General features: G+C 61.0%; 15 protein-coding genes, 1 tRNA gene and 1 pseudogene. 13 read left to right on the top strand and 4 right to left on the bottom strand.

What is annotated here, in order from left to right; genetic code table 11:
• Positions 1-22: 22 nt before the first annotated feature.
• Positions 23-99, bottom strand: a tRNA-Arg gene (locus BLO80_RS28070).
• 349 nt (positions 100-448) lie between these two features.
• Between BLO80_RS28070 and gabD the strand changes: the two genes are divergently transcribed.
• The 3 genes from gabD (at position 449) to BLO80_RS28055 (ending at position 4,709) form a co-directional block, all read left to right on the top strand.
• Complete coding sequence (gene gabD, locus BLO80_RS28065; protein WP_018606643.1) at positions 449-1,891, top strand: NADP-dependent succinate-semialdehyde dehydrogenase; 1,443 nt, start codon at positions 449-451, stop codon at positions 1,889-1,891.
• Positions 1,892-2,066: 175 nt separating this feature from the next.
• Positions 2,067-3,344, top strand: coding sequence for a 4-aminobutyrate--2-oxoglutarate transaminase (gene gabT / locus BLO80_RS28060; protein WP_092204970.1), 1,278 nt, complete (start codon positions 2,067-2,069; stop codon positions 3,342-3,344).
• A gap of 147 nt (positions 3,345-3,491) precedes the next feature.
• The gene (locus BLO80_RS28055) at positions 3,492-4,709 is read left to right on the top strand and encodes a response regulator (RefSeq protein WP_092334127.1); all 1,218 of its coding nucleotides are present in this window, start codon (positions 3,492-3,494) and stop codon (positions 4,707-4,709) included.
• Positions 4,710-5,077: 368 nt separating this feature from the next.
• Here BLO80_RS28055 and BLO80_RS28050 read toward each other — a convergent pair whose 3' ends face one another.
• Both BLO80_RS28050 and desA read right to left on the bottom strand, forming a co-directional pair.
• Positions 5,078-6,067 (bottom strand): GGDEF domain-containing protein, encoded by a 990-nt coding sequence (locus BLO80_RS28050; RefSeq protein ID WP_092204968.1) that lies wholly within the window; start codon positions 6,065-6,067, stop codon positions 5,078-5,080.
• Between the two features lie 297 nt (positions 6,068-6,364).
• A complete protein-coding gene (gene desA, locus BLO80_RS28045) occupies positions 6,365-7,549 on the bottom strand; it encodes a delta-9 fatty acid desaturase DesA (RefSeq protein ID WP_072411662.1) in 1,185 nt (394 codons plus the stop codon).
• A 144-nt stretch (positions 7,550-7,693) separates the two neighbouring features.
• On the opposite strand from desA, the gene dibA reads away from it, so the two are divergent.
• A complete protein-coding gene (gene dibA / locus BLO80_RS28040; protein WP_092334129.1) occupies positions 7,694-9,601 on the top strand; it encodes a phosphodiesterase DibA in 1,908 nt (635 codons plus the stop codon).
• Positions 9,602-10,087: 486 nt separating this feature from the next.
• On the opposite strand, the gene BLO80_RS28035 is transcribed toward dibA, so the two are convergent.
• Positions 10,088-10,471 carry a DUF6124 family protein gene (locus BLO80_RS28035; RefSeq protein WP_092334412.1) on the bottom strand — a complete coding sequence of 128 codons (384 nt, stop codon included), beginning with the start codon at positions 10,469-10,471 and terminating at the stop codon, positions 10,088-10,090.
• Positions 10,472-10,952: 481 nt separating this feature from the next.
• On the opposite strand from BLO80_RS28035, the gene oscA reads away from it, so the two are divergent.
• The 9 genes and pseudogenes from oscA to BLO80_RS30080 form a co-directional block, all read left to right on the top strand.
• On the top strand, positions 10,953-11,135 hold the full coding sequence (gene oscA, locus BLO80_RS28030; protein WP_042732574.1) for a sulfur starvation response protein OscA: 183 nt from the start codon (positions 10,953-10,955) through the stop codon (positions 11,133-11,135).
• A 168-nt stretch (positions 11,136-11,303) separates the two neighbouring features.
• Positions 11,304-12,317 carry a sulfate ABC transporter substrate-binding protein gene (locus tag BLO80_RS28025; RefSeq protein ID WP_092334410.1) on the top strand — a complete coding sequence of 338 codons (1,014 nt, stop codon included), beginning with the start codon at positions 11,304-11,306 and terminating at the stop codon, positions 12,315-12,317.
• 148 nt (positions 12,318-12,465) lie between these two features.
• Entirely contained in the window at positions 12,466-13,284 is an 819-nt protein-coding gene (cysT, locus tag BLO80_RS28020) for a sulfate ABC transporter permease subunit CysT (RefSeq protein ID WP_003186964.1), read from the top strand.
• Between the two features lie 12 nt (positions 13,285-13,296).
• The gene (cysW, locus tag BLO80_RS28015) at positions 13,297-14,166 is read left to right on the top strand and encodes a sulfate ABC transporter permease subunit CysW (RefSeq protein ID WP_063323502.1); all 870 of its coding nucleotides are present in this window, start codon (positions 13,297-13,299) and stop codon (positions 14,164-14,166) included.
• A 3-nt stretch (positions 14,167-14,169) separates the two neighbouring features.
• Positions 14,170-15,159 carry a sulfate/molybdate ABC transporter ATP-binding protein gene (locus BLO80_RS28010; protein ID WP_092204966.1) on the top strand — a complete coding sequence of 330 codons (990 nt, stop codon included), beginning with the start codon at positions 14,170-14,172 and terminating at the stop codon, positions 15,157-15,159.
• A 281-nt stretch (positions 15,160-15,440) separates the two neighbouring features.
• Positions 15,441-16,802: a cytochrome C gene (locus BLO80_RS28005; protein WP_092334408.1), complete on the top strand. Its 1,362-nt coding sequence runs from the start codon at positions 15,441-15,443 to the stop codon at positions 16,800-16,802.
• Positions 16,799-17,311, top strand: a complete 513-nt coding sequence (locus tag BLO80_RS28000) for a sorbitol dehydrogenase (RefSeq protein WP_092334406.1) — start codon at positions 16,799-16,801, stop codon at positions 17,309-17,311. Before BLO80_RS28005 ends, BLO80_RS28000 begins: the two co-directional genes overlap by 4 nt.
• Positions 17,308-19,530, top strand: a complete 2,223-nt coding sequence (locus BLO80_RS27995; protein ID WP_092334404.1) for a GMC oxidoreductase — start codon at positions 17,308-17,310, stop codon at positions 19,528-19,530. Before BLO80_RS28000 ends, BLO80_RS27995 begins: the two co-directional genes overlap by 4 nt.
• Positions 19,531-19,630: 100 nt before the next feature.
• Positions 19,631-19,886, top strand: a pseudogene (locus tag BLO80_RS30080) (IS110 family transposase); the annotation flags it as partial.

Here is a 19,886-nt window from a genome sequence, read left to right as displayed (position 1 = left end):
CTGGGGCTTTTGATTCTGAAGATGGTGCACCAGGCGGGATTCGAACCCACGACCCCTGCCTTCGGAGGGCAGTACTCTATCCAGCTGAGCTACTGGTGCGACGCGGGCGCCATGATACTCATATGCATGGCGGGCGTCCATGCTGCTGAATCGCCTGTGTTTTTGGGCAGCTCGCCGGGTGTTGGCTACGCTGATCAGAAAAAGCGGGCAAATTCGGTTTTTTCGTTCTTTTTTTCGAACAGGCTATTGTCCTTCACCCCCATCGGCCCTAGGATTCGTTTGAGATTTCAAACGCTCTTGTCTGGGTGCTGAACCGCACGTCTGTGCTTATGTGCGTTATTTCTGTGCTTCAGCCCGGTGAATGATTTCCCTGACGGCAGCCCTCCAGGCGCCTTTCTACAAATCTAATTCGCTCCGCGTGCGCGCGGTGCTGTTAAGGAAAGCCGACATGCAGCTTAAAGACACCCAGTTGTTCCGCCAGCAAGCCTTTATCGATGGCGCTTGGGTCGATGCGGACAATGGTCAGACGATCAAGGTCACCAACCCGGCGACGGGCGAAGTGTTGGGCACGGTGCCGAAGATGGGCGCCGCCGAAACCCGTCGTGCGATTGAAGCCGCCGACAAGGCACTGCCGGCCTGGCGTGCCCTGACCGCCAAGGAGCGCGCCAACAAGCTGCGCCGCTGGTACGAACTGCTGATCGAAAACCAGGACGACCTCGGTCGCCTGATGACCCTGGAACAAGGCAAGCCACTGGCCGAAGCCAAGGGCGAAATCGTCTACGCCGCCTCGTTCATCGAATGGTTCGCCGAGGAAGCCAAGCGCATCTACGGTGACGTGATTCCCGGCCATCAGCCCGACAAGCGTCTGATCGTGATCAAGCAGCCGATCGGCGTGACCGCGGCCATTACCCCGTGGAACTTCCCCGCCGCGATGATCACCCGCAAGGCCGGTCCAGCCCTGGCTGCCGGCTGCACCATGGTCATCAAGCCGGCTTCGCAAACCCCATTCTCGGCCTTGGCCCTGGTGGAACTGGCGCACCGTGCCGGCATCCCGCAAGGTGTGCTGAGCGTGGTCACCGGCAGCGCTGGTGATATCGGCGGCGAGCTGACCAGCAACCCGATCGTGCGCAAGCTGTCCTTCACCGGCTCGACCGAGATCGGTCGCCAACTGATGGCCGAATGTGCCAAGGACATCAAGAAAGTCTCCCTGGAACTGGGCGGCAACGCGCCGTTCATCGTGTTCGATGACGCGGACCTGGATAAGGCCGTCGAAGGCGCGATCATTTCCAAATACCGCAACAACGGCCAGACCTGCGTCTGTGCCAACCGCCTGTACATCCAGGATTCGGTGTACGACGCCTTCGCCGAGAAACTGAAAGTGGCGGTGGCCAAGCTCAAGATCGGCAACGGCCTGGACGATGGCACCACCACCGGTCCGTTGATCGACGGCAAAGCGGTCGCCAAGGTGCAGGAACACATCGCCGATGCGGTCAGCAAAGGCGCGACCGTGCTGTCGGGCGGCAAGGCGATGGAAGGCAACTTCTTCGAGCCGACCATCCTGACCAATGTGCCGAACAATGCCGCCGTGGCCAAGGAAGAAACCTTCGGCCCGCTGGCGCCGCTGTTCCGCTTCAAAGACGAAGCCGAAGTGATCGCGATGTCCAACGACACCGAGTTCGGCCTGGCTTCGTACTTCTATGCCCGCGACCTGGGCCGTGTGTTCCGTGTGGCTGAAGCCCTGGAATACGGCATGGTCGGCGTCAACACCGGGTTGATTTCCAACGAAGTCGCGCCGTTCGGCGGTATCAAGGCCTCAGGCCTGGGCCGTGAAGGCTCCAAGTACGGCATCGAGGATTATCTGGAAATCAAATACCTCTGCCTGGGTATCTGATCGGCTTCAAGCGCAAAGGGCACGAGAGCGCTGTCCCTTTGCGCGTTTCACCCGTTCTGTTTCCTGTGGCCGGAACGCTGCGGCAGTCGATCATCGCATGCTGTCGCCGTTGTCTCCCCGCCATGTATTTTCCTTGAACTACGCCGACCGATGAGCGGCGAATGAGGACATTTTAATGAGCAAGACCAACGCAGACCTGATGGCCCGCCGCACCGCCGCTGTTCCACGCGGCGTCGGCCAGATTCACCCGATCTTTGCCGAGTCGGCGAAGAACGCCACGGTCACCGACGTTGAAGGTCGTGAATTCATCGACTTCGCTGGTGGTATCGCCGTGCTGAACACCGGCCACGTGCACCCGAAAATCATCGCTGCCGTGACCGCGCAGCTGAACAAGTTGACCCACACCTGCTTCCAAGTCCTGGCCTACGAGCCGTACGTGGAACTGTGCGAAAAGATCAACGCCAAGGTCCCGGGTGATTTCGCCAAGAAAACCCTGCTGGTCACCACCGGTTCCGAAGCAGTGGAAAACGCCGTGAAAATCGCCCGCGCCGCCACTGGCCGTGCCGGTGTGATCGCCTTCACCGGCGCGTACCACGGTCGCACCATGATGACCCTGGGCCTGACCGGTAAAGTCGTGCCGTACTCGGCTGGCATGGGCCTGATGCCCGGCGGCATCTTCCGCGCGCTGTACCCGAACGAACTGCACGGCGTGAGCATTGACGATTCCATCGCCAGCATCGAGCGCATCTTCAAGAACGACGCCGAGCCCCGTGACATCGCCGCCATCATCATCGAGCCGGTACAGGGCGAGGGCGGTTTCTATGTAGCGCCCAAGGCATTCATGCAGCGCCTGCGCGCCCTGTGCGACCAGCACGGCATCCTGCTGATCGCTGATGAAGTGCAGACCGGTGCCGGCCGTACCGGCACCTTCTTTGCCATGGAACAGATGGGCGTTGCCGCCGACCTGACCACCTTCGCCAAATCCATCGCTGGCGGCTTCCCGTTGGCCGGTGTGTGCGGCAAGGCCGAGTACATGGATGCCATCGCCCCAGGTGGCCTGGGCGGCACCTACGCCGGTAGCCCGATCGCTTGCGCGGCGGCGCTGGCGGTGATGGACGTGTTTGAAGAAGAACACCTGCTGGACCGCTGCAAGGCTGTGGGCGAGCGTCTGGTCACGGGCCTCAAGGCCATCCAGAAAAAGTACCCGGTCATTGGTGAAGTACGTGCCCTGGGCGCGATGATCGCCGTGGAGCTGTTCGAAAACGGCGACACCCACAAGCCGAACGCCGCGGCAGTGGCCCAGGTGGTGGCCAAGGCACGTGACAAGGGCCTGATCCTGCTGTCCTGCGGTACCTACGGCAACGTTCTGCGGGTGCTGGTGCCGCTGACTTCGCCGGACGAGCAACTGGACAAAGGCCTGGCGATCATCGAAGAGTGTTTCTCCGAGCTCTGATCTGACGAACGCTGACTGTGCACTGATCCACAAAAAAACCCGCTTCGGCGGGTTTTTTCATGCCCGCGGGCATATCCCCGCAGGTTTGAGCTGTCTGGAACGGCCTTCATTGTCTAAGGTGCATGTATGGCAAGGGAGCGATGTTGCATGACTGCTGTGGTTTTACCCGCTGTACCGCGTGTGTTGATCGCCGAGGCCGACCCGGCGTCCCGGGAGATGCTTGAGCAAGTGCTGTCGGGCGTGCGCTGCGATGCCCGAGTGGACACCTGCGGGGAGGGGCAACAGGCCCTGGATTTGCTGGCGCATAACGCATACGACCTGGTCATCGCCGATTGGGAGTTGCCGGGTGTCGATGGCCTGACAATCCTGCGTGGTCTTCGCCAACAGCATCGAGCTACACCATTGCCGTTCATCCTGATGAGTCGGCGTAACGACAGCGCCAGTGTGCGTGAGGTCGTTCCACTGGCACCGACGGCGTATTTGACCAAGCCGTTGAACCGGGAAAGCCTGACCCTGCGTTTGCAAGGGTTGCTGTTGAGTGGCACTGAAGAAACCGTCGGCGATGTGCCGGTCCCCGGCCCGGGGCTGACCCTGATAGCCTTTCTAGAGCGACGGCGTGATCTGTCCGAAGGCGCACCGCTGATGACTGATGTGCAGGTGGCGGTCAAGCGCTGCCTCAACCCCACGGGCCTGGATCTGAAACTGCTGGAAGAAGAGATCCGCACCGATCCGCAAATCACCGGGGTGCTGATTGCGGCGGCCAATAGCGCTGCCCAGCATCAGGGCGGCGGCCCGGTGCAGACTGTGGCCCAGGCGCTGCACCAGCTCGGCACCGGGCAAAGCATGAACCTGATCCTCGGCCTGACCCTCAAGCGCTGCGCCCGGCTCACCGTTCCCTGTCTGGCGGACTATGCCAAGCGCTACTGGGAATTGTCCCTGCACACCGCCGAGTACGCCCGGATCCTGGCGCGTTTGCTGGATCTGGAGCCGGAGCGTTGTTACTGCGCGGGGCTGTTGCATCGCCTGGGCGATCTGGCGCTGCTGCGGTGCCTGGAAGAGTGGGCGCAGGCGGGTGGAGAACTGGATGAGCTGGAGGAAGTCGGGAACGCTCTCGATCAATACGGCGCCGGCTTCGGCTCGGCGCTGCGCACTCGCTGGCGCCTGCCGCTGGAGTTGCGTGAGTTGATCGCAGCAGCCTATAGCCTGGGTGGTGGGGTTTATTCCCGCGAGGCGCTGGTGATGAACATGGCGGCGCAGATGGCCCATCTGACCGAGCATGAAGGGCTTGAAGAACTGGCCCAGGGGCGCACGGCGCGGTTGCTGAAGATCGGGTTGCCGGAACTGATGCGGTTGCGCCGCAAGTAACACCGCCACCTGACCCCAGTGGGAGCGAGCTTTCTCGCGATAGTGCCAGCCCAGACAGACCAGAACCTGTGGCGAGGGAGCTTGCTCCCGCTGGCCTGCGCAGCAGGCCCCCAGCATGCTTGCAGGCAGAACGCGTTGTTCGGTTTGCGACTGCTGCGCAGCCGAGCGGGAGCAAGCTCCCTCGCCACAGGGGATTGGCGGTGGCTCGGAATTTCGCATCCGCCTCGAAACCAAAACTGTGGGAGCGAGCTTGCTCGCGATGGCGGCATGACTGTCACCCCAGCATTGAATGTCACGCCCTCATCGCGAGCGAGCTCGCTCCCACAGGATCCGCGGCATGACTGGGTTCAACTGCACTGCGATTGGCGTCAAGCCGCGATGATGCGGTTCTTCCCCCTGCGCTTGGCCTCGTACATGGCCGCGTCGGCGCGGGAGAACAGGCTGTCGAGGGACGGGTCTTCGGGGGTAATGGCGGTCAGGCCCTGGCTGACAGTAATGCCGAAGGTCTGTTCGCCGCAGCGGAACATCAGGCGCTGGATTTCCCGTTGCAACCGCTCGGCCACTTGCAAGGCCATGTCGGGGGGGCAGCCAGGGAACACCGCAGCGAACTCTTCGCCACCGATCCGCCCGAACAGGTCGCCGCGTCGGAGTACGGACCGGCCGCTTTCGGCGATCTTCTGCAACACGGTATCGCCTTCCTGATGACCGTAGGTGTCGTTGATCACCTTGAAGTCATCGATGTCCAGCAACAGGAACGCCATGGGCGTCCCTTGTAGCCGCGCCTGCTCGAATTCACGGTGGGCGCATTCGAAAAAGTGCCGGCGATTGCTGCTCTGGGTCAGCACATCGGTGGTTGCCAATCGCTGCAGCTCACTTTCCAAGAGCTTCTTTTCGGTGATGTCCTCGGCGATGCCGACCACGATCACCGGTTGCCCTGGCTCGGCCTGGCGGTTGATGAAGCATTTGTCGCTCAGCCAGCGAACCTGGCCATCGCCGGCGATGATGCGGTATTCACGGTCTTCGACGGCCCCCTTGACCAGGACTTCGGCCAGGCTGCGTTCGGCGTACTCCAGGTCATCGGGGTAGATCGCGTCGCGCCATTCGTTGTAGTCAGCCAGAACCAGGCCGGCGGGGCGACCGAAGATCCGTTCGTAGGCGGGGCTGACATACAGCACTTGCCGGGTTTCCCAGTTGAACGCCCACAGCACGGCATTGACGCTGACCAGCAGCGAGCTGAACAGTTGCTCACGTTCGCTCAGGCGCGCCACTTCGCCCTGGGCGTGCATCAGCGCCATGAGCGTCTGGGCCGCCTCGGGCCAATGAGGTAGAGCGTAATCCTGTAGGTTCTTGTCGACCATCGGCACAAATCTCAAAGAACGTGCACTGCTGTTGTTTTGCACGCACTTTTCTCCAAATCCCGCCTGGATGGCGAAGTGCTCTTTGAGATAGGGGATTCGGGGCGAAGTTCCTTTTCAGGCGACGAAGGGCGGGGGGATTTAGCGAGTCAGATGCCAAGTGTTGGACCTGTGGCGAGGGAGCTTGCTCCCGCTTGAGCGCGAAGCGCTCACAAGAAAAGAAGGGCTGCTGCGCAGCCCAGCGGGAGCGAGCTCCCTCGCCACAAAAAAGCCCTCATCCACAGTGGTGCAGCTGCCTGGTCAGGCTGTGGCAGGCCTTAGCGAGTAGGTCTTGAGCTGATCGGCGAAGTCCCGCAGGGACTGTATGCCGCTGGCCTCGGCTTCGTGGACCCATTCCTTGATGGCCGCGAGCATGTCATGGCCGTTGCTGCTGGTCTTGACCCAGATCTGCTGCAAGGCCAGGCGTTTCTCGTAGATGACCTTCAGTGCCTGGCTGTGTTCGAGCATGTTCTGGATTCGCACGTGGTGACGATCATCCAGCAGGCTGGTTTCCCGCGACAGCAGCCGTTTGGCCCGGTGGAACTGGTGACGCACCGAGTGATCGACCTTTTCCAGTTCCTGCTTGACCAGCGGCGCGATGACCAGCCGGCGGTACTGCGCCATGATCTGGAAGCGGTTGTTGAGGATCGCCATGGCCGTGTCCATGTCCAGGTGGCCCTTGCCTTCGACCCGGTGGGCGATAGGCGCAACGCGCTGGACCTTGGCCAGGCGCAGGAAACTGAACACCCGGATCCAGGCCCAGCCCAGGTCGAACTCCCATTTGCGTACCGACAGCTTGGCCGAGTTGGGGTAGGTGTGGTGGTTGTTGTGCAGTTCTTCGCCGCCGATCAGGATGCCCCAGGGCACCAGGTTGGTCGCCGCGTCGCGGCATTCGAAGTTGCGGTAGCCCACGGCATGGCCCAGGCCATTGACCACGCCAGCGGCCCAGACGGGAATCCACATCATCTGGATGGCCCAGATGGTGATGCCGATGGTGCCGAACAGCAGCAGGTCGATGATGCCCATGATCGCCACGCCCAGCAGCGGGAAGCGGCTGTAGAGGTTGCGCTCGATCCAGTCGTCGGGGCAGTTCTTGCCGTAGATGCGCAGGGTTTCCGGGTTTTCCGCTTCGGCGCGATACAGCTCGGCGCCTTTGCGCAGCACGGTGGACAAGCCCTTGATGACCGGACTGTGAGGGTCATCCTCGGTTTCGCATTTGGCGTGGTGCTTGCGGTGGATGGCAGTCCACTCGCGGGTGTTCTGCGCCGTGGTCAGCCACAGCCAGAAACGGAAGAAATGTTTGAGACCTGCGTTGAGCTCCAGGGAGCGATGGGCCGAATAACGGTGCAGATAGACCGTGACGGCAATGATCGTGACGTGGGTCATCAGCAGGGTGACTGCCACCAGTGACCAGGCCGACAAGCCAAGAAAACCTTCGTACCACATAGGCTGTAGGGCCCTCGATAGAGATAGAAACCGCCGTTGCATTATCACCAGCCCCACAGATAAAACCAGTCGGCCTTTCAGATAAGAGTGGCTGAATGTTTCTTCCTCTATAATCCCCCTCTTTGTAGGGACATGGATGGCCGAATGCCTGCCTATCAACGCAGTGCCATGCGCGTAGCGCTGCTTTACCTCGTACTGTCAGTCGTCTGGCTGCAGCTTGTTGGTTATTTATTGAGCAGTTTCTTCGATCAATCCGCTGACAGGCAGCGCTGGCTCCTGATCAACGGGTATGCCTGGATCCTGTTCAGCGCCGGGCTGATCTTCCTGGCCCGGGCGCGGATCTCGCGGTTTTTCGCCAAGGGTGAGCACGGCGCCGATCGCGAGCGCCTGCGCCAGGCCGCCGCCGTCTTCGATTGCACCCGCGAAGGGGTGTTGGTGACCGACTGCAACGGCTTGATCGTGCATGTGAACCGGGCTTTCATGGCGATCACCGGTTATGCCCGGGACGAAGTGCTGGGCCAGCGGCCCAATCTGTTCAAGTCCGGTCGCCATGGACCGGATTTCTACCGCGACATGTTTGCCGCCCTGGTTAATCTGGGCGAGTGGAGCGGCGAGATCTGGAATCGACGTAAAAGTGGTGAGATCTACCCGCAATGGCAGACGATCCGCGTCATTCACGATGACAACGGCCAAGTCAGCCATTATGTCGCGGTGTTTTCGGACATCAGCGCCATCAAGGATTCCGAGCACGAACTGGCCCACCTGGCCCATCACGACCCGCTGACAGGCTTGCCCAACCGCCTGTTGTTTTCCGACCGCACCGAGCAGGCCCTGGCGTCGGCGCAGTTGCACAAGCGTGGCTGTGCCCTGTTGCTGGTGGACCTGGATCACTTCAAGAACATCAATGACAGCCTCGGCCACAACGTCGGCGACGAGTTGCTCAAAGGCGTGGCCGAGCGATTTCGCGGGTTGTTTGCCCCGGGCGTGACCCTGGCCCGGCTGGGGGGCGACGAGTTTGCGGTGCTGGTGGAAAACTGTTCCCAGCCTGGCCAGGCCGCGGCGTTGGCCCGGCGCATCCTCGACGCCTTGAAAGAACCGCTGCGGTTCGATGAGCACGCGTTGTTCATCAACGCCAGCATCGGCATCAGCCTGTTTCCCGGCGATGCCCTGAACGCCGGGCAGTTGTTGCGCAATGCCGATTCGGCGTTGTTCAAGGCCAAGAGCGCCGGACGCGACGGCTACGCCCTGTATACCGAAGAACTCACCGCCCATGCGCAGCAACGGGTCGAAATTGCCTTCGAACTGCGTCGCGCGCTGCAGCAGCAGGAGTTGCGGGTTCATTACCAGCCGGTTCACGACTTGGCGAGCAGCCGTCTGATCGGTGTCGAGGCGCTGGTGCGCTGGGAGCATCCCACGCGGGGGCTGGTGTCGCCGGCCGAGTTCATTCCCATCGCCGAGCGTACCGGCCTGATTGCCCAGGTCGATGCCTGGGTCATGGACCAGGCTTGTCGGCAGATGTGCCGGTGGCACCAGGCGGGCGTAGCGTTGTCGTTCGTCGCCGTCAACGTATCGAGTCGGTTGTTTGCCCGTCGCGAGTTGTACGAGCAGGTTGCCCAAGTGTTGCACGACACGGGCCTGGATCCGGCCTGCCTGGAACTGGAAGTGACGGAAAGCGCGGTGATGGAAGACCCGGAGGTGGCGCTGGAGCAGATGCACCGCCTGCGGGAGTTGGGCGTGCGCCTGGCCATCGACGATTTCGGTACGGGCTACTCGTCGCTGCTGCGGCTCAAACGCTTGCCGGTGCAGAAGCTCAAGATTGATCAGGGCTTTGTCGCGGGGTTGCCATGGGATGAGGATGACGCGGCGATCGTCCGGGTGATCATCGCCTTGGCCCACAGCATGGGCATGCAAGTGCATGCCGAGGGCATTGAACAGCGCGAACAAGCGGCCTTTTTGCTTGGACAGGCGTGTGAGCTGGGGCAGGGCTACTGGTTTGGCCGGCCGGTGGCGGCGGCGCAGTTGGATTGGGGGCGGGCGCCGGTTATTGCTTGATCGTCGGTGGTATTGATGGCGGCCAGACAGCTGGCCAGGATTTTGTGACCGGGTACATATCCATTTCTGCGGTAACGGCCACTTAGGGTTCCGCCCTGACGGCGGGTCACTTTTGAAAAGCGCAAAAGTAACCAAAACGCTTCTGCCCCACCACTCGGTGCCTCGCCTCGCCTAGGCTCGGCATGCCCTCACTCCGGCATTGCTCCGTGGGCCCGCCGCGAAGGGCCATCCATGGCCCAGCGCGGCTATCCCGGCATCCATGCCGGGATGCCCACTCCACAATGCCTGCGTTCGGCCATCGTGGTTAACGGGGCGCCCGAGATCAACGTCCACCGCGAGGCGGCCTAGTAGCCGACCTGGCTCTGGGTGAGACCGCGTTTCCCCTGTGGGAGCGGGCTTGCTCGCGAAGGCGTCGGCTCAGCTTGCATCGATAGCGACTGATCCACCGCCATCGCGAGCAAGCTCAGCTTGCATCAAAGCAAAGTGCTACCCCTTGGCCCCTGGCACCGCCATCTCCTTTGTTTCCAAATGATCCAACGCCCGCTCAACCAACAACTGCACCCCATCGGCCATGCGGCTGATCGCCAGGGCGATGCAGCGGCGTGAGTCGTCCACGTCGTCAGCCAGGTCGGCGGCGATGGTGCTGATGGAGAGCAGGTCTTCGGAGGCGTTGGCGAGCAGGGTTTCGGTGTCGATGTGGGGTGAGACGATGAAGAGTTGGTTTTTGTCGGGTTCGGGCGGTGAGGCGGGCTTGGGGTTGAGGTAGTAGTCGAGGGCGCGGGTGGCGGCGTCATCGAGCTTTTTTTCTTCCTGCGCTTGGACGCGGGATTTGTGGCCGCTTTGCGGCGGATTCGGTGAATGCTTGACCATATTTATGTACCAGAGTTGGAGTCGCCATCCTTTCGCTTGCATTCGAAGAGGTGGCAACTGTACGTAGGTGTGCAAGACCGGTCCGGTACCGCCGGCAGACCCGAAGGTCTCCCACGCACAATTGCCATAACGGACGCGAGCATAAAAAAATGCTCGGTCAATAGCCATAAGCAATTACGTACCAGTCCGGACTTGCACGTCCGTGTCACCGTTTTTTGCGATGACGCACAGAGGTTAGCGGCGCTCGGGAACGCTGCCTAGTTCATGAACAGCCCTGCGTCTTGAAGGAAATGTCCGAGGGTTTGGCAGGGAAAAAGCCCACCAATCACAGCTGCCGTAGGACGTCGGCTACGCCATGTAATTCTGGTTATATAAAAATTCTTAAATAGTCTTTTTAAGAATATCCGCACTTATCTAGTATTGCTCCCACGCCGCAAGCAGTGCCGCCCACTGCCAGGCATTCATTCAAAGGAGCAGCAGCATGAGCGCATCTCTACGTAGCGTTGACGGCCAGGACGAAGCAACCATCTTGCGCGAGATCCAGAGCGCGTTGCGCGATCTACGCTTTGGGGCAGTGGAAATCACTGTGCACAACGCCCAGGTGGTCCAGATCGAACGCAAGGAAAAATTCCGGTTGCAGCAACCGAGCCATAAACCGGGCTGAAACAGCTGGTTGTGGGAGCAAAGCTTGCTCGCGAAACAGGCGCCTCGATTTCTGGGGAACTGCGGTGCCTTCATCGCGAGCAAGCTTTGCTCCCACAGCGATTCGATTTGTTCAGGTCTCACGATTTATAAGCCATAAGAAAAAACCAGAATTCCAGGAGCTTTCACCATGTCGTCCATTCGTCGTTATGCCCTGGCCGCGCTTGCCAGTGCTGTTTTTGCAGGTTCCGCCGTCGCCAAGGATTACGAGCTGCTCAACGTGTCCTACGACCCGACGCGCGAGCTTTACCAGGATTACAACGCCGAATTCGTCAGTTTCTGGAAGAAAGCGCACCCGGACGACAGCGTGAAGATCCAGCAGTCCCACGGTGGTTCGGGCAAGCAAGGCCGGGCGGTGATCGATGGTCTGCGGGCCGACGTGGTGACCCTGGCCCTGGCCGGCGACATCGATGAAATCGCCAAGCTGGGCAAGTCCCTGCCAGCGGACTGGCAGACACGCCTGCCGGATGCCAGCACGCCTTACACGTCCACCATCGTGTTCCTGGTGCGCAAGGGCAACCCCAAGGGTATCAAGGATTGGGGCGACCTGATCAAGAACGACGTGTCGGTCATCACCCCGAACCCGAAGACCTCCGGCGGTGCGCGCTGGAACTTCCTCGCTGCCTGGGCCTATGGCCTGAAGGCCAACGGGGGTGACGAAGCCAAGGCCAAGGAATACGTGCAGGCGTTGTTCAAACACGTGCCGATCCTCGATACCGGTGCCCGTGGCTCGACCATTACCTTCGTCAACAACGGTCAGGGCGACGTGTTGCTGGCCTGGGAAAACGAGGCCTTCCTGGCGCTCAAGGAAGACGGTGGCGCCGACAAGTTCGACATCGTCGTGCCGTCGCTGTCGATCCTCGCTGAGCCGCCCGTGGCAGTGGTGGACAAGAACGCCGAGAAAAAGGGCAATGCCGAGATCGCCGAGGCGTACCTCAAGCACCTGTACAGCCCGGCTGGCCAGGAAATCGCCGCGAAAAACTTCTATCGTCCACGTGACAAGGACGTTGCCGCCAAGTATTCGCGCCAGTTTCCGAAACTGGACCTGGTGACCATCGACAAGGATTTCGGCGGCTGGAAAACTGCCCAACCGAAATTCTTCAACGATGGCGGCGTGTTCGACCAGATCTATCAGGCGCAGTAAGCTGGGTTTTGTCTTAGTGCCTGCCAGTTAAGCCACAAACCTGTGGGAGCGAGCTTGCTCGCGATGACGTCGGTTCAGTTTGCATTGATGTTGACTGATGCGCCGCTATCGCGAGCAAGCTCGCTCCCACAGTAAACCAAGGACCTCTATGTCGCGTCGCATATCCCCCGTCATACCCGGCTTCGGGCTGACGCTGGGCTACACCCTGGTGTACCTCAGTCTGATTGTGCTCATACCCCTGGCGGCGATGTTCGTGCATGCCGCCCAACTCACCTGGGAACAGTTCTGGGCGATCATCTCGGCGCCGCGGGTGCTGGCGGCCTTGAAACTCAGTTTCGGTACCGCGCTGTACGCCGCGGTCATCAACGGCGTGATCGGCACGCTGCTGGCCTGGGTGCTGGTGCGCTACACCTTCCCCGGCCGCAAGATCATCGACGCGATGATCGACCTGCCATTCGCCCTGCCCACCGCCGTGGCCGGTATCGCCTTGACGGCGTTGTACGCGCCGACCGGCCTGGTTGGCCAGTTCGCCACCGACCTGGGCTTCAAGATCGCCTACACCCCATTGGGCATCACCCTGGCGCTGACCTTCGTGACGTTGCCGTTCGTGGTGCGCACGGTGCAGCCGGTGCTGGCCGATATTCCCCGTGAAGTCGAAGAGGCCGCCGCCTGCCTCGGTGCCAAGCCATGGCAGGTGTTCCGCCATATCCTGGTGCCGGCGTTGTTGCCGGCCTGGTTGACCGGTTTCGCCCTGGCCTTTGCCCGTGGCGTGGGCGAGTACGGTTCGGTGATTTTCATCGCCGGCAACATGCCGATGAAAACCGAGATCCTGCCGCTGCTGATCATGGTCAAGCTCGACCAATACGACTACACCGGCGCCACCTCCATCGGCGTGCTGATGCTGGTGGTTTCCTTCGTCCTGTTGCTGCTGATCAACCTGCTGCAGCGGCGCATCGAAACCCCATAAGGAGGCGCGAACATGTCCCAATCGTCTATTTCCGCAGCCTCCACCAACGCCGCCCGTCGTGGCAGTGCGACGTCGCGGCGGATCCTGATCGGCCTCGGCTGGCTGATTTTTGCGCTGTTTTTGCTATTGCCGCTGTTCATCGTGGTGTCCCAGGGCCTGAAGCTCGGGTTGGGGGCGTTCTTCACCGCGATCTTCGAACCCGACGCGCTGTCGGCGTTGAAGCTCACGGTGATCGCCGTACTGATCTCGGTGCCGCTGAACCTGGTGTTCGGCGTCAGTGCCGCGTGGTGCGTGAGCAAGTATTCATTCCGTGGCAAGAGCATGCTGGTGACGCTGATCGACCTGCCGTTCTCGGTGTCGCCGGTGATCGCGGGCCTGGTCTACGTGCTGATGTTCGGCGCCCAAGGCCTGTTCGGGCCGTGGTTGTCGGATCACGACATCCAGATCGTGTTCGCGCTGCCGGGTATCGTCCTGGCGACCATCTTCGTCACGGTGCCGTTCGTGGCCCGTGAGCTGATCCCGCTGATGCAGGAACAAGGCACCCAGGAAGAAGAGGCCGCGCGCCTGCTGGGCGCCAATGGCTGGCAGATGTTCTGGCATGTCACCGTGCCGAACATCAAGTGGGGCCTGATTTATGGCGTGGTGCTGTGTACCGCTCGGGCCATGGGCGAGTTCGGCGCGGTGTCGGTGGTGTCCGGGCACATTCGCGGGGTGACCAACACCCTGCCGCTGCACGTCGAGATCCTCTACAACGAATACAACCACGTGGCCGCGTTCGCTGTGGCGAGCCTGTTGCTGATCCTGGCGCTCTTCATCCTGCTGCTCAAGCAGTGGAGCGAAAACCGAATCAACCGCCTGCGCGCCAGCGCCGCGGAGGAATAAGTCATGTCGATCGAAGTCCGTAACGTCAGCAAGAATTTCAACGCCTTCAGGGCCCTGGACGAGATCAGCCTGGACATCCAGAGCGGCGAGCTGGTGGCGCTGCTCGGCCCGTCGGGCTGTGGCAAGACCACCTTGCTGCGAATCATCGCGGGTCTTGAAACGCCGGACCAAGGCAGCATCGTGTTCCACGGCGAGGACGTGTCCGGCCACGACGTGCGTGATCGCAACGTCGGTTTCGTGTTCCAGCACTACGCCTTGTTCCGCCACATGACGGTGTTCGACAACGTCGCCTTCGGCCTGCGCATGAAGCCCAAGAATCAGCGCCCGAACGAAAGCCAGATCGCGACCAAGGTCCACGAACTGCTGAACATGGTGCAACTGGACTGGCTCGCCGACCGCTACCCGGAGCAGTTGTCCGGCGGCCAGCGTCAGCGTATCGCCCTGGCCCGCGCCTTGGCTGTGGAACCCAAGGTACTGCTGCTGGACGAACCGTTCGGCGCCCTCGACGCCAAGGTCCGCAAGGAACTGCGCCGCTGGCTGGCGCGCCTGCACGAGGACATCAACCTGACCTCGGTGTTTGTGACCCACGACCAGGAAGAAGCCATGGAAGTCGCCGACCGGATCGTGGTGATGAACAAGGGCGTGATCGAGCAGATCGGCTCGCCAGGTGATGTCTACGAAAACCCGGCCAGTGATTTTGTGTACCACTTCCTCGGCGACTCGAATCGCCTGCACTTGGGTGAGGATCGGCATGTGCTGTTCCGCCCTCACGAAGTCTCGCTGTCGCGCTCGGAGCTGGAAGACCACCACGCCGCCGAAGTGCGCGACATCCGCCCGCTAGGCGCGACCACTCGGGTGACGTTGAAGGTGGAAGGCCAGAGCGAACTGATCGAAGCCGAAGTGGTAAAGGATCACGACAGCCTAGTGGGCCTGGCGAAGGGTGAGACGCTGTTCTTCAAGCCCAAGGTCTGGCAGAAGGTTTCCAACCTCTAAAAGCATCGCGAGCAAGCTCGCTCCCACAGTAGAACTTCAATGAACACACTATTTGTGTACCTATGGAGATCCATTGTGGGAGCGAGCTTGCTCGCGATGGCGTCCTCACTGCCCCCGATCAGAATCTGAATAACTCTACTCAGCCTTGCTTCGATTGGTTCTACTTCAAAGCCTTTTCCCATCTCAAACCCTACCTAGACTCTGACTTGCCAGGAGGCGAGTGAGAGTCCAACGACGGACCGGTGTTATCTCCTGGCGCCCTGATGCCAAGGAGATGAAGTATGAGAATGGAAGTCAGTCGGCACGGCCCGCTGGGCTGTGCATTGCTAAGTGCCTTGCTGGTCCCGGCCGCCAGCGCCGCCCCTTCGTTGTCCCCCCAGATACCCTTCGATGTCACGGTGACCAAACCGGTTTCACTGCCCAGCCTGCAAGCCGATTTCGATGACCTGTCATGGCAGACCTTCATCGCCCTGAACTGGCCGGCGCTGGATAACGGTGATCCGAATACCGGCACGCCCATTGGCAAGCAGGATGGCGCCACGGTGTGGGAAAGCTGGAAGGAGAGTTACCAGATCTTCCGGGCCAAGGGCCAGGCGCCGCTGCCCTGGAATGCGCCAGCAACCCTGCCTGATGCGTGCAAGTCGCTCAAGCCGGGTCGCTTGCTGCAGCAGATGGGCAAGGTTCCCGATGTGCTGGATGAGTTTATCCAACCCTTCGAGAGCGGCCCGTTGGTGGATCAGAACGGCACCTACACGCGCAACGAAATCGTGGTCAATCAATCGATGTTCAACGGGATCGTCGACAACGGTCTGTACAGCATTGAAGGTCAGCAGAAATTCTTCGCCGCCAACCCGAACAACACCGTGGCGTTCAGCTGTGGTTCCACCCAGACCAAACAGGTCGGCGCGGTGATGGTGAAGGCATCGTGGAAAGTGCTGGGCCCCAACGACAACCGCCAGGATTTCCACACCGTCGATGCACTGGTCTACACCCCGGGCAACAACGACCCGAGCCATGGGCCGATCGTCGCGGAGTCATGCGTGTCCGAGCCGGTCGGGTTGGTGGGGTTGCATATGGTCCATAAGACCGCCAGTGCGGCGCAATGGGTCTGGTCAACCTTCGAACATGTGAAAAACGTGCCGGAAAAAACCACGCCTGTGGCCCAGCGCACGGGGCCTTATCTGTTCTACAACGCGGCCAGCAAAAGCGACATCAACCAGCCGCCGCCACGGCCGTGGAACCCGGCAGTCAAGGCGACACCCTCGCAGATCGTGCGGGAAGTGCCGCTGACCGAAGCCACCAAAACCCTCAATACCACCTATCAAACGCTGTTGCGTACGGTGAACAAGCAGAGTGTCTGGGCGAACTATCAACTGATCAGTACCCAGTGGCCGTCAGACCCGCCCAAGAACTGCCAGGTATCGGCCGCCAACCCGCTGGGCAGCCCGGCCCCGTTGTTCCTGGCCAATGCCACGCTGGAAACCTACATCCAGGGCACCGTGCCCCAGGCGTCGTCCAGTTGCATGGCGTGTCACGGCAATGCCGCCACCCATGTCACCGAATCCCCGCGTACCAGTTTCGCGGACTTCACCTATTTGCTCGGACGCGCACAGTCCACCGGCGCGACAAGGAGTCAGCCATGAGCAGTGATCTGGAGAATTTCATTGGCCTTTCATCGGCCCTGATCGGCATTCCCACTGATCGGCTTGCGCCGGCGATCGACCAGGTGGGACTGCCGACGATCTTTCTTGAGTTCATCACGCCGCGAATCACGCCGGAGGTACTCAATGCGTTGCTAACCCAGTTCGCCGCGCAGGCGGCTGAAAAGTCTCATCCCGATCTGATTGCCCACAAAGTGTTGGTGGACATCGGAGTGCAGCCGGTCCTCCCGAAAACCGTGCTGGCCGCGCGTGCAATCATGAAGCTGTGGTTGCTGGGGGTCTGGTACCAACCCTATGACGCGGGGAGTTTCAAGGAGAAAGTCCAGACGGTGGTCTCCGACCAGGCCTACATCCAGAGCTGGGCCTGGAAAATTGCCCAGGCCCACCCCATGGGCTACAGCGAGATGTTTTTCGGCTATTGGAACACGACGCCACCGAGCCTCGAGGATTACACCGGGGTGCCCGCTCACTCACAAGGAGCCTCGTCATGAGTACCGAACAAGCAGAGGTGATCGTCGTTGGCGCAGGACTGGCCGGCAGCATCATCGCCTATCAGTTGGGCATGGCTGGCGTGGATGTGTTGGTCCTCGAATCGGGGCCGGAGATCCCGGTCAACCGTGCGCAATACCTGGAGCGCTTCTACACCGCCACCCTGAAAACTCCGGAATCGCCCTACCCTCCGCTATCGACCTTGGACACACGGCGATATCCGACCAAAGAAAATGCCCCTCGGGCTACCATCGCCGACTTGATCAAGGGCTGGAACGATCACGACGTCAGCTATCTGGTGCAGAAAGGTCCGCTGCCGTTCAACAGCACCTATGAACGGGTGGGCGGCGGGACGACCTGGCACTGGGTCGGGACCTGCCTGCGCATGGTGCCGAACGATTTCCGCCTGAGGAGCAAGTACGGCGTCGGGGTGGATTGGCCGATCGGCTACGACGACCTGCAAAGTGCCTATTGCCGGGCGGAGGCGGAAATCGGGGTGTCGGCCAATGTCGCCGACCAGGCCTACCTGGGCATGACCTTTCCCGAGGGCTATTCATTCCCGATGCACGGCATTCCGTTGTCGCTGGTCGATGGCAGTTTTGTCGCGGCCGTGACCGGCAAGAGCTTCGACGGGTTGCCGCTGGTGGTCAGCCCGACGCCGGCCGGCCGCAACTCCCAACCCTACGCCGGGCGCCGGGTGTGTGCCGGCAATACCAACTGCACGCCGATCTGCCCGATCCAGGCCAAGTACGACGCCACTGTGACCCTGAACAAAGCCCTGGCCACCGGCAAGGTCCGGGTCATGTACCGGACCGTGGCCAGCAAAGTGAACGTGGGTCCGGACAAGAACATCAATGGCATCGAATTCATTCAATATCAACTCGGCGAGGGGCCGAAGACGGGCAATGGGGTGGCTGTCGGACAACGTTATGTGATCGCCGCCCATGCCATCGAAACCCCTAAATTGTTGCTCAACTCCAAGACTCCGGACTGGCCCAACGGTGTGGCCAACAGCAGTGGTCAGGTGGGACGCAGCCTGTCCGACCATCCGATTTACCTGGCGTGGGGCCTGATGCCGGAAGGCAAGGCGGTGTTTCCGTATCGTGGCCCGGTGTCCACGGCGGGCATCGAGAGCTTGCGTGACGGCGATTTTCGCAGCCAGCGAGCGGCGTGGCGCATCGAGATCGGTAACGAGGGTTGGAACTGGCCGGTGGGCGACCCTTACGTCACCGTGGCCGATTTTATCGATGGGGATAACGTCAGCCGCACTAACCCATTGCTATCGGAACAGACACCGCCGCTGCCCAGTGAAGTGCTTTACGGCACGGCTCTGATTCAAAAACTCAATGACTTGTTCACCCGTCAGTTTCGGATCGGGTTCCTGGTGGAGCAGGTGGAGGACAATCCCGACCATTCCAATTGCTACATCGTGCCTTCGACGGATGGCTACACGGATGGGCTTGGCCTTCTGCGCCCGGAAATCCACTATGACCTCTCCGATTACACCAAGGAAGGTTTCAGGCGGGCGAAAGTGTTGGCGACGAAGATCATCACGGAGATGCTCGGTGCCGTGGAGCTGACGGTACCCATCGGCCAAGGCAAATTCACCTACAAAGGCGAGGAGTACAGCTTCCAGGGCGCCGGGCACCTGATGGGCACCTACCGCATGGGCGATGATCCGGCCAAGTCGGTGGTGGACAAGGACCAGCGCAGTTGGGACCACAAGAACCTGTTCCTGGTGGGCGATGGCGTGTTCCCCAGCACCGGCACTTCGAACCCGAGCCTGACGATCGCAGCGTTGTCGTTCCAGGCCGGGGACACTGTGGCCAACGACCTGAAGGCGGTGACGATGCAGGTCCAATCCAACATCGCCTGGCAGGGCACTGGCGTGCAGGTCAACGGCTTGGTACCGCGCCTGGTCCGCTACGTCGGCGGACTATGGTGTGCCAGTCCGCAGGGTGGCAATGTCGACGGAAATGGCGGTTCGAGGCACATCGACTACAGCAGCTATGCCTTGCCCGGTGCCGCCGAAGGCGCCTTGATCGGTCGCGTGGGCAACGGTGGCAAGCCGTTCCTGGTGGGTGATCTGGCGCAGGTTCCGGGCAATCAGCAAGGGGAGCTGCAACTGTGCATCAACGATGACCTGACCGGGCAGTACGGGTCTGGCTTGAAAGATAACACCGGCGCGCTGACGATACGGGTCGAGTTCGGAGCCCTGTAGCGCTTGAGCGACAAGGCCTGACTCCTAATGAAATGGTCCTCTCAGACCTCCCCCAGTGAAAGCTAAGCTTTCACTGGGGGATCTACCGGAGACCGCCGCCATGAATACTGACAATCTTGCTATTACCAGCTTGGATCTAGGCAAAAACTGCTTCCACTTCTACGGTCAAGATAACCGCGGGCGCCACCTGTTCCGTGCCAAGGTTTCACGCGCTCAGGTTTTTGCCTTCATTGCTCAACTGCCCCCTTGCACCCTGGCTATGGAAGCCTGTGGCGGTGCGCATTTCATGGGGCGATTCGCAGTCAGTTGTGGCCATCAACCCAAACTCATAGCAGCCCAACATGTACGTCCTTACG

It is taken from the genome of Pseudomonas sp. NFACC56-3 (assembly GCF_900100025.1).
Taxonomy (GTDB): domain Bacteria; phylum Pseudomonadota; class Gammaproteobacteria; order Pseudomonadales; family Pseudomonadaceae; genus Aquipseudomonas; species Aquipseudomonas fluorescens_AA.
The sequence above is the reverse complement of the archived record's forward strand: the minus strand, read 5'-3'. Positions and strand labels throughout refer to the sequence as shown.

Coding starts and splice junctions, on each gene's coding strand:
- BLO80_RS28035 (WP_092334412.1), bottom strand. CDS start 10,471: ATGGTCAAGCATTCACCGAATCCGCCGCAAAGCGGCCACAAATCCCGC.
- dibA (WP_092334129.1), top strand. CDS start 7,694: ATGCCTGCCTATCAACGCAGTGCCATGCGCGTAGCGCTGCTTTACCTC.
- BLO80_RS28000 (WP_092334406.1), top strand. CDS start 16,799: ATGAGCAGTGATCTGGAGAATTTCATTGGCCTTTCATCGGCCCTGATC.
- BLO80_RS27995 (WP_092334404.1), top strand. CDS start 17,308: ATGAGTACCGAACAAGCAGAGGTGATCGTCGTTGGCGCAGGACTGGCC.
- BLO80_RS28010 (WP_092204966.1), top strand. CDS start 14,170: ATGTCGATCGAAGTCCGTAACGTCAGCAAGAATTTCAACGCCTTCAGG.
- gabD (WP_018606643.1), top strand. CDS start 449: ATGCAGCTTAAAGACACCCAGTTGTTCCGCCAGCAAGCCTTTATCGAT.
- cysW (WP_063323502.1), top strand. CDS start 13,297: ATGTCCCAATCGTCTATTTCCGCAGCCTCCACCAACGCCGCCCGTCGT.
- BLO80_RS28055 (WP_092334127.1), top strand. CDS start 3,492: ATGACTGCTGTGGTTTTACCCGCTGTACCGCGTGTGTTGATCGCCGAG.
- cysT (WP_003186964.1), top strand. CDS start 12,466: ATGTCGCGTCGCATATCCCCCGTCATACCCGGCTTCGGGCTGACGCTG.
- desA (WP_072411662.1), bottom strand. CDS start 7,549: ATGTGGTACGAAGGTTTTCTTGGCTTGTCGGCCTGGTCACTGGTGGCA.
- BLO80_RS28050 (WP_092204968.1), bottom strand. CDS start 6,067: ATGGTCGACAAGAACCTACAGGATTACGCTCTACCTCATTGGCCCGAG.
- BLO80_RS28025 (WP_092334410.1), top strand. CDS start 11,304: ATGTCGTCCATTCGTCGTTATGCCCTGGCCGCGCTTGCCAGTGCTGTT.
- oscA (WP_042732574.1), top strand. CDS start 10,953: ATGAGCGCATCTCTACGTAGCGTTGACGGCCAGGACGAAGCAACCATC.
- gabT (WP_092204970.1), top strand. CDS start 2,067: ATGAGCAAGACCAACGCAGACCTGATGGCCCGCCGCACCGCCGCTGTT.
- BLO80_RS28005 (WP_092334408.1), top strand. CDS start 15,441: ATGAGAATGGAAGTCAGTCGGCACGGCCCGCTGGGCTGTGCATTGCTA.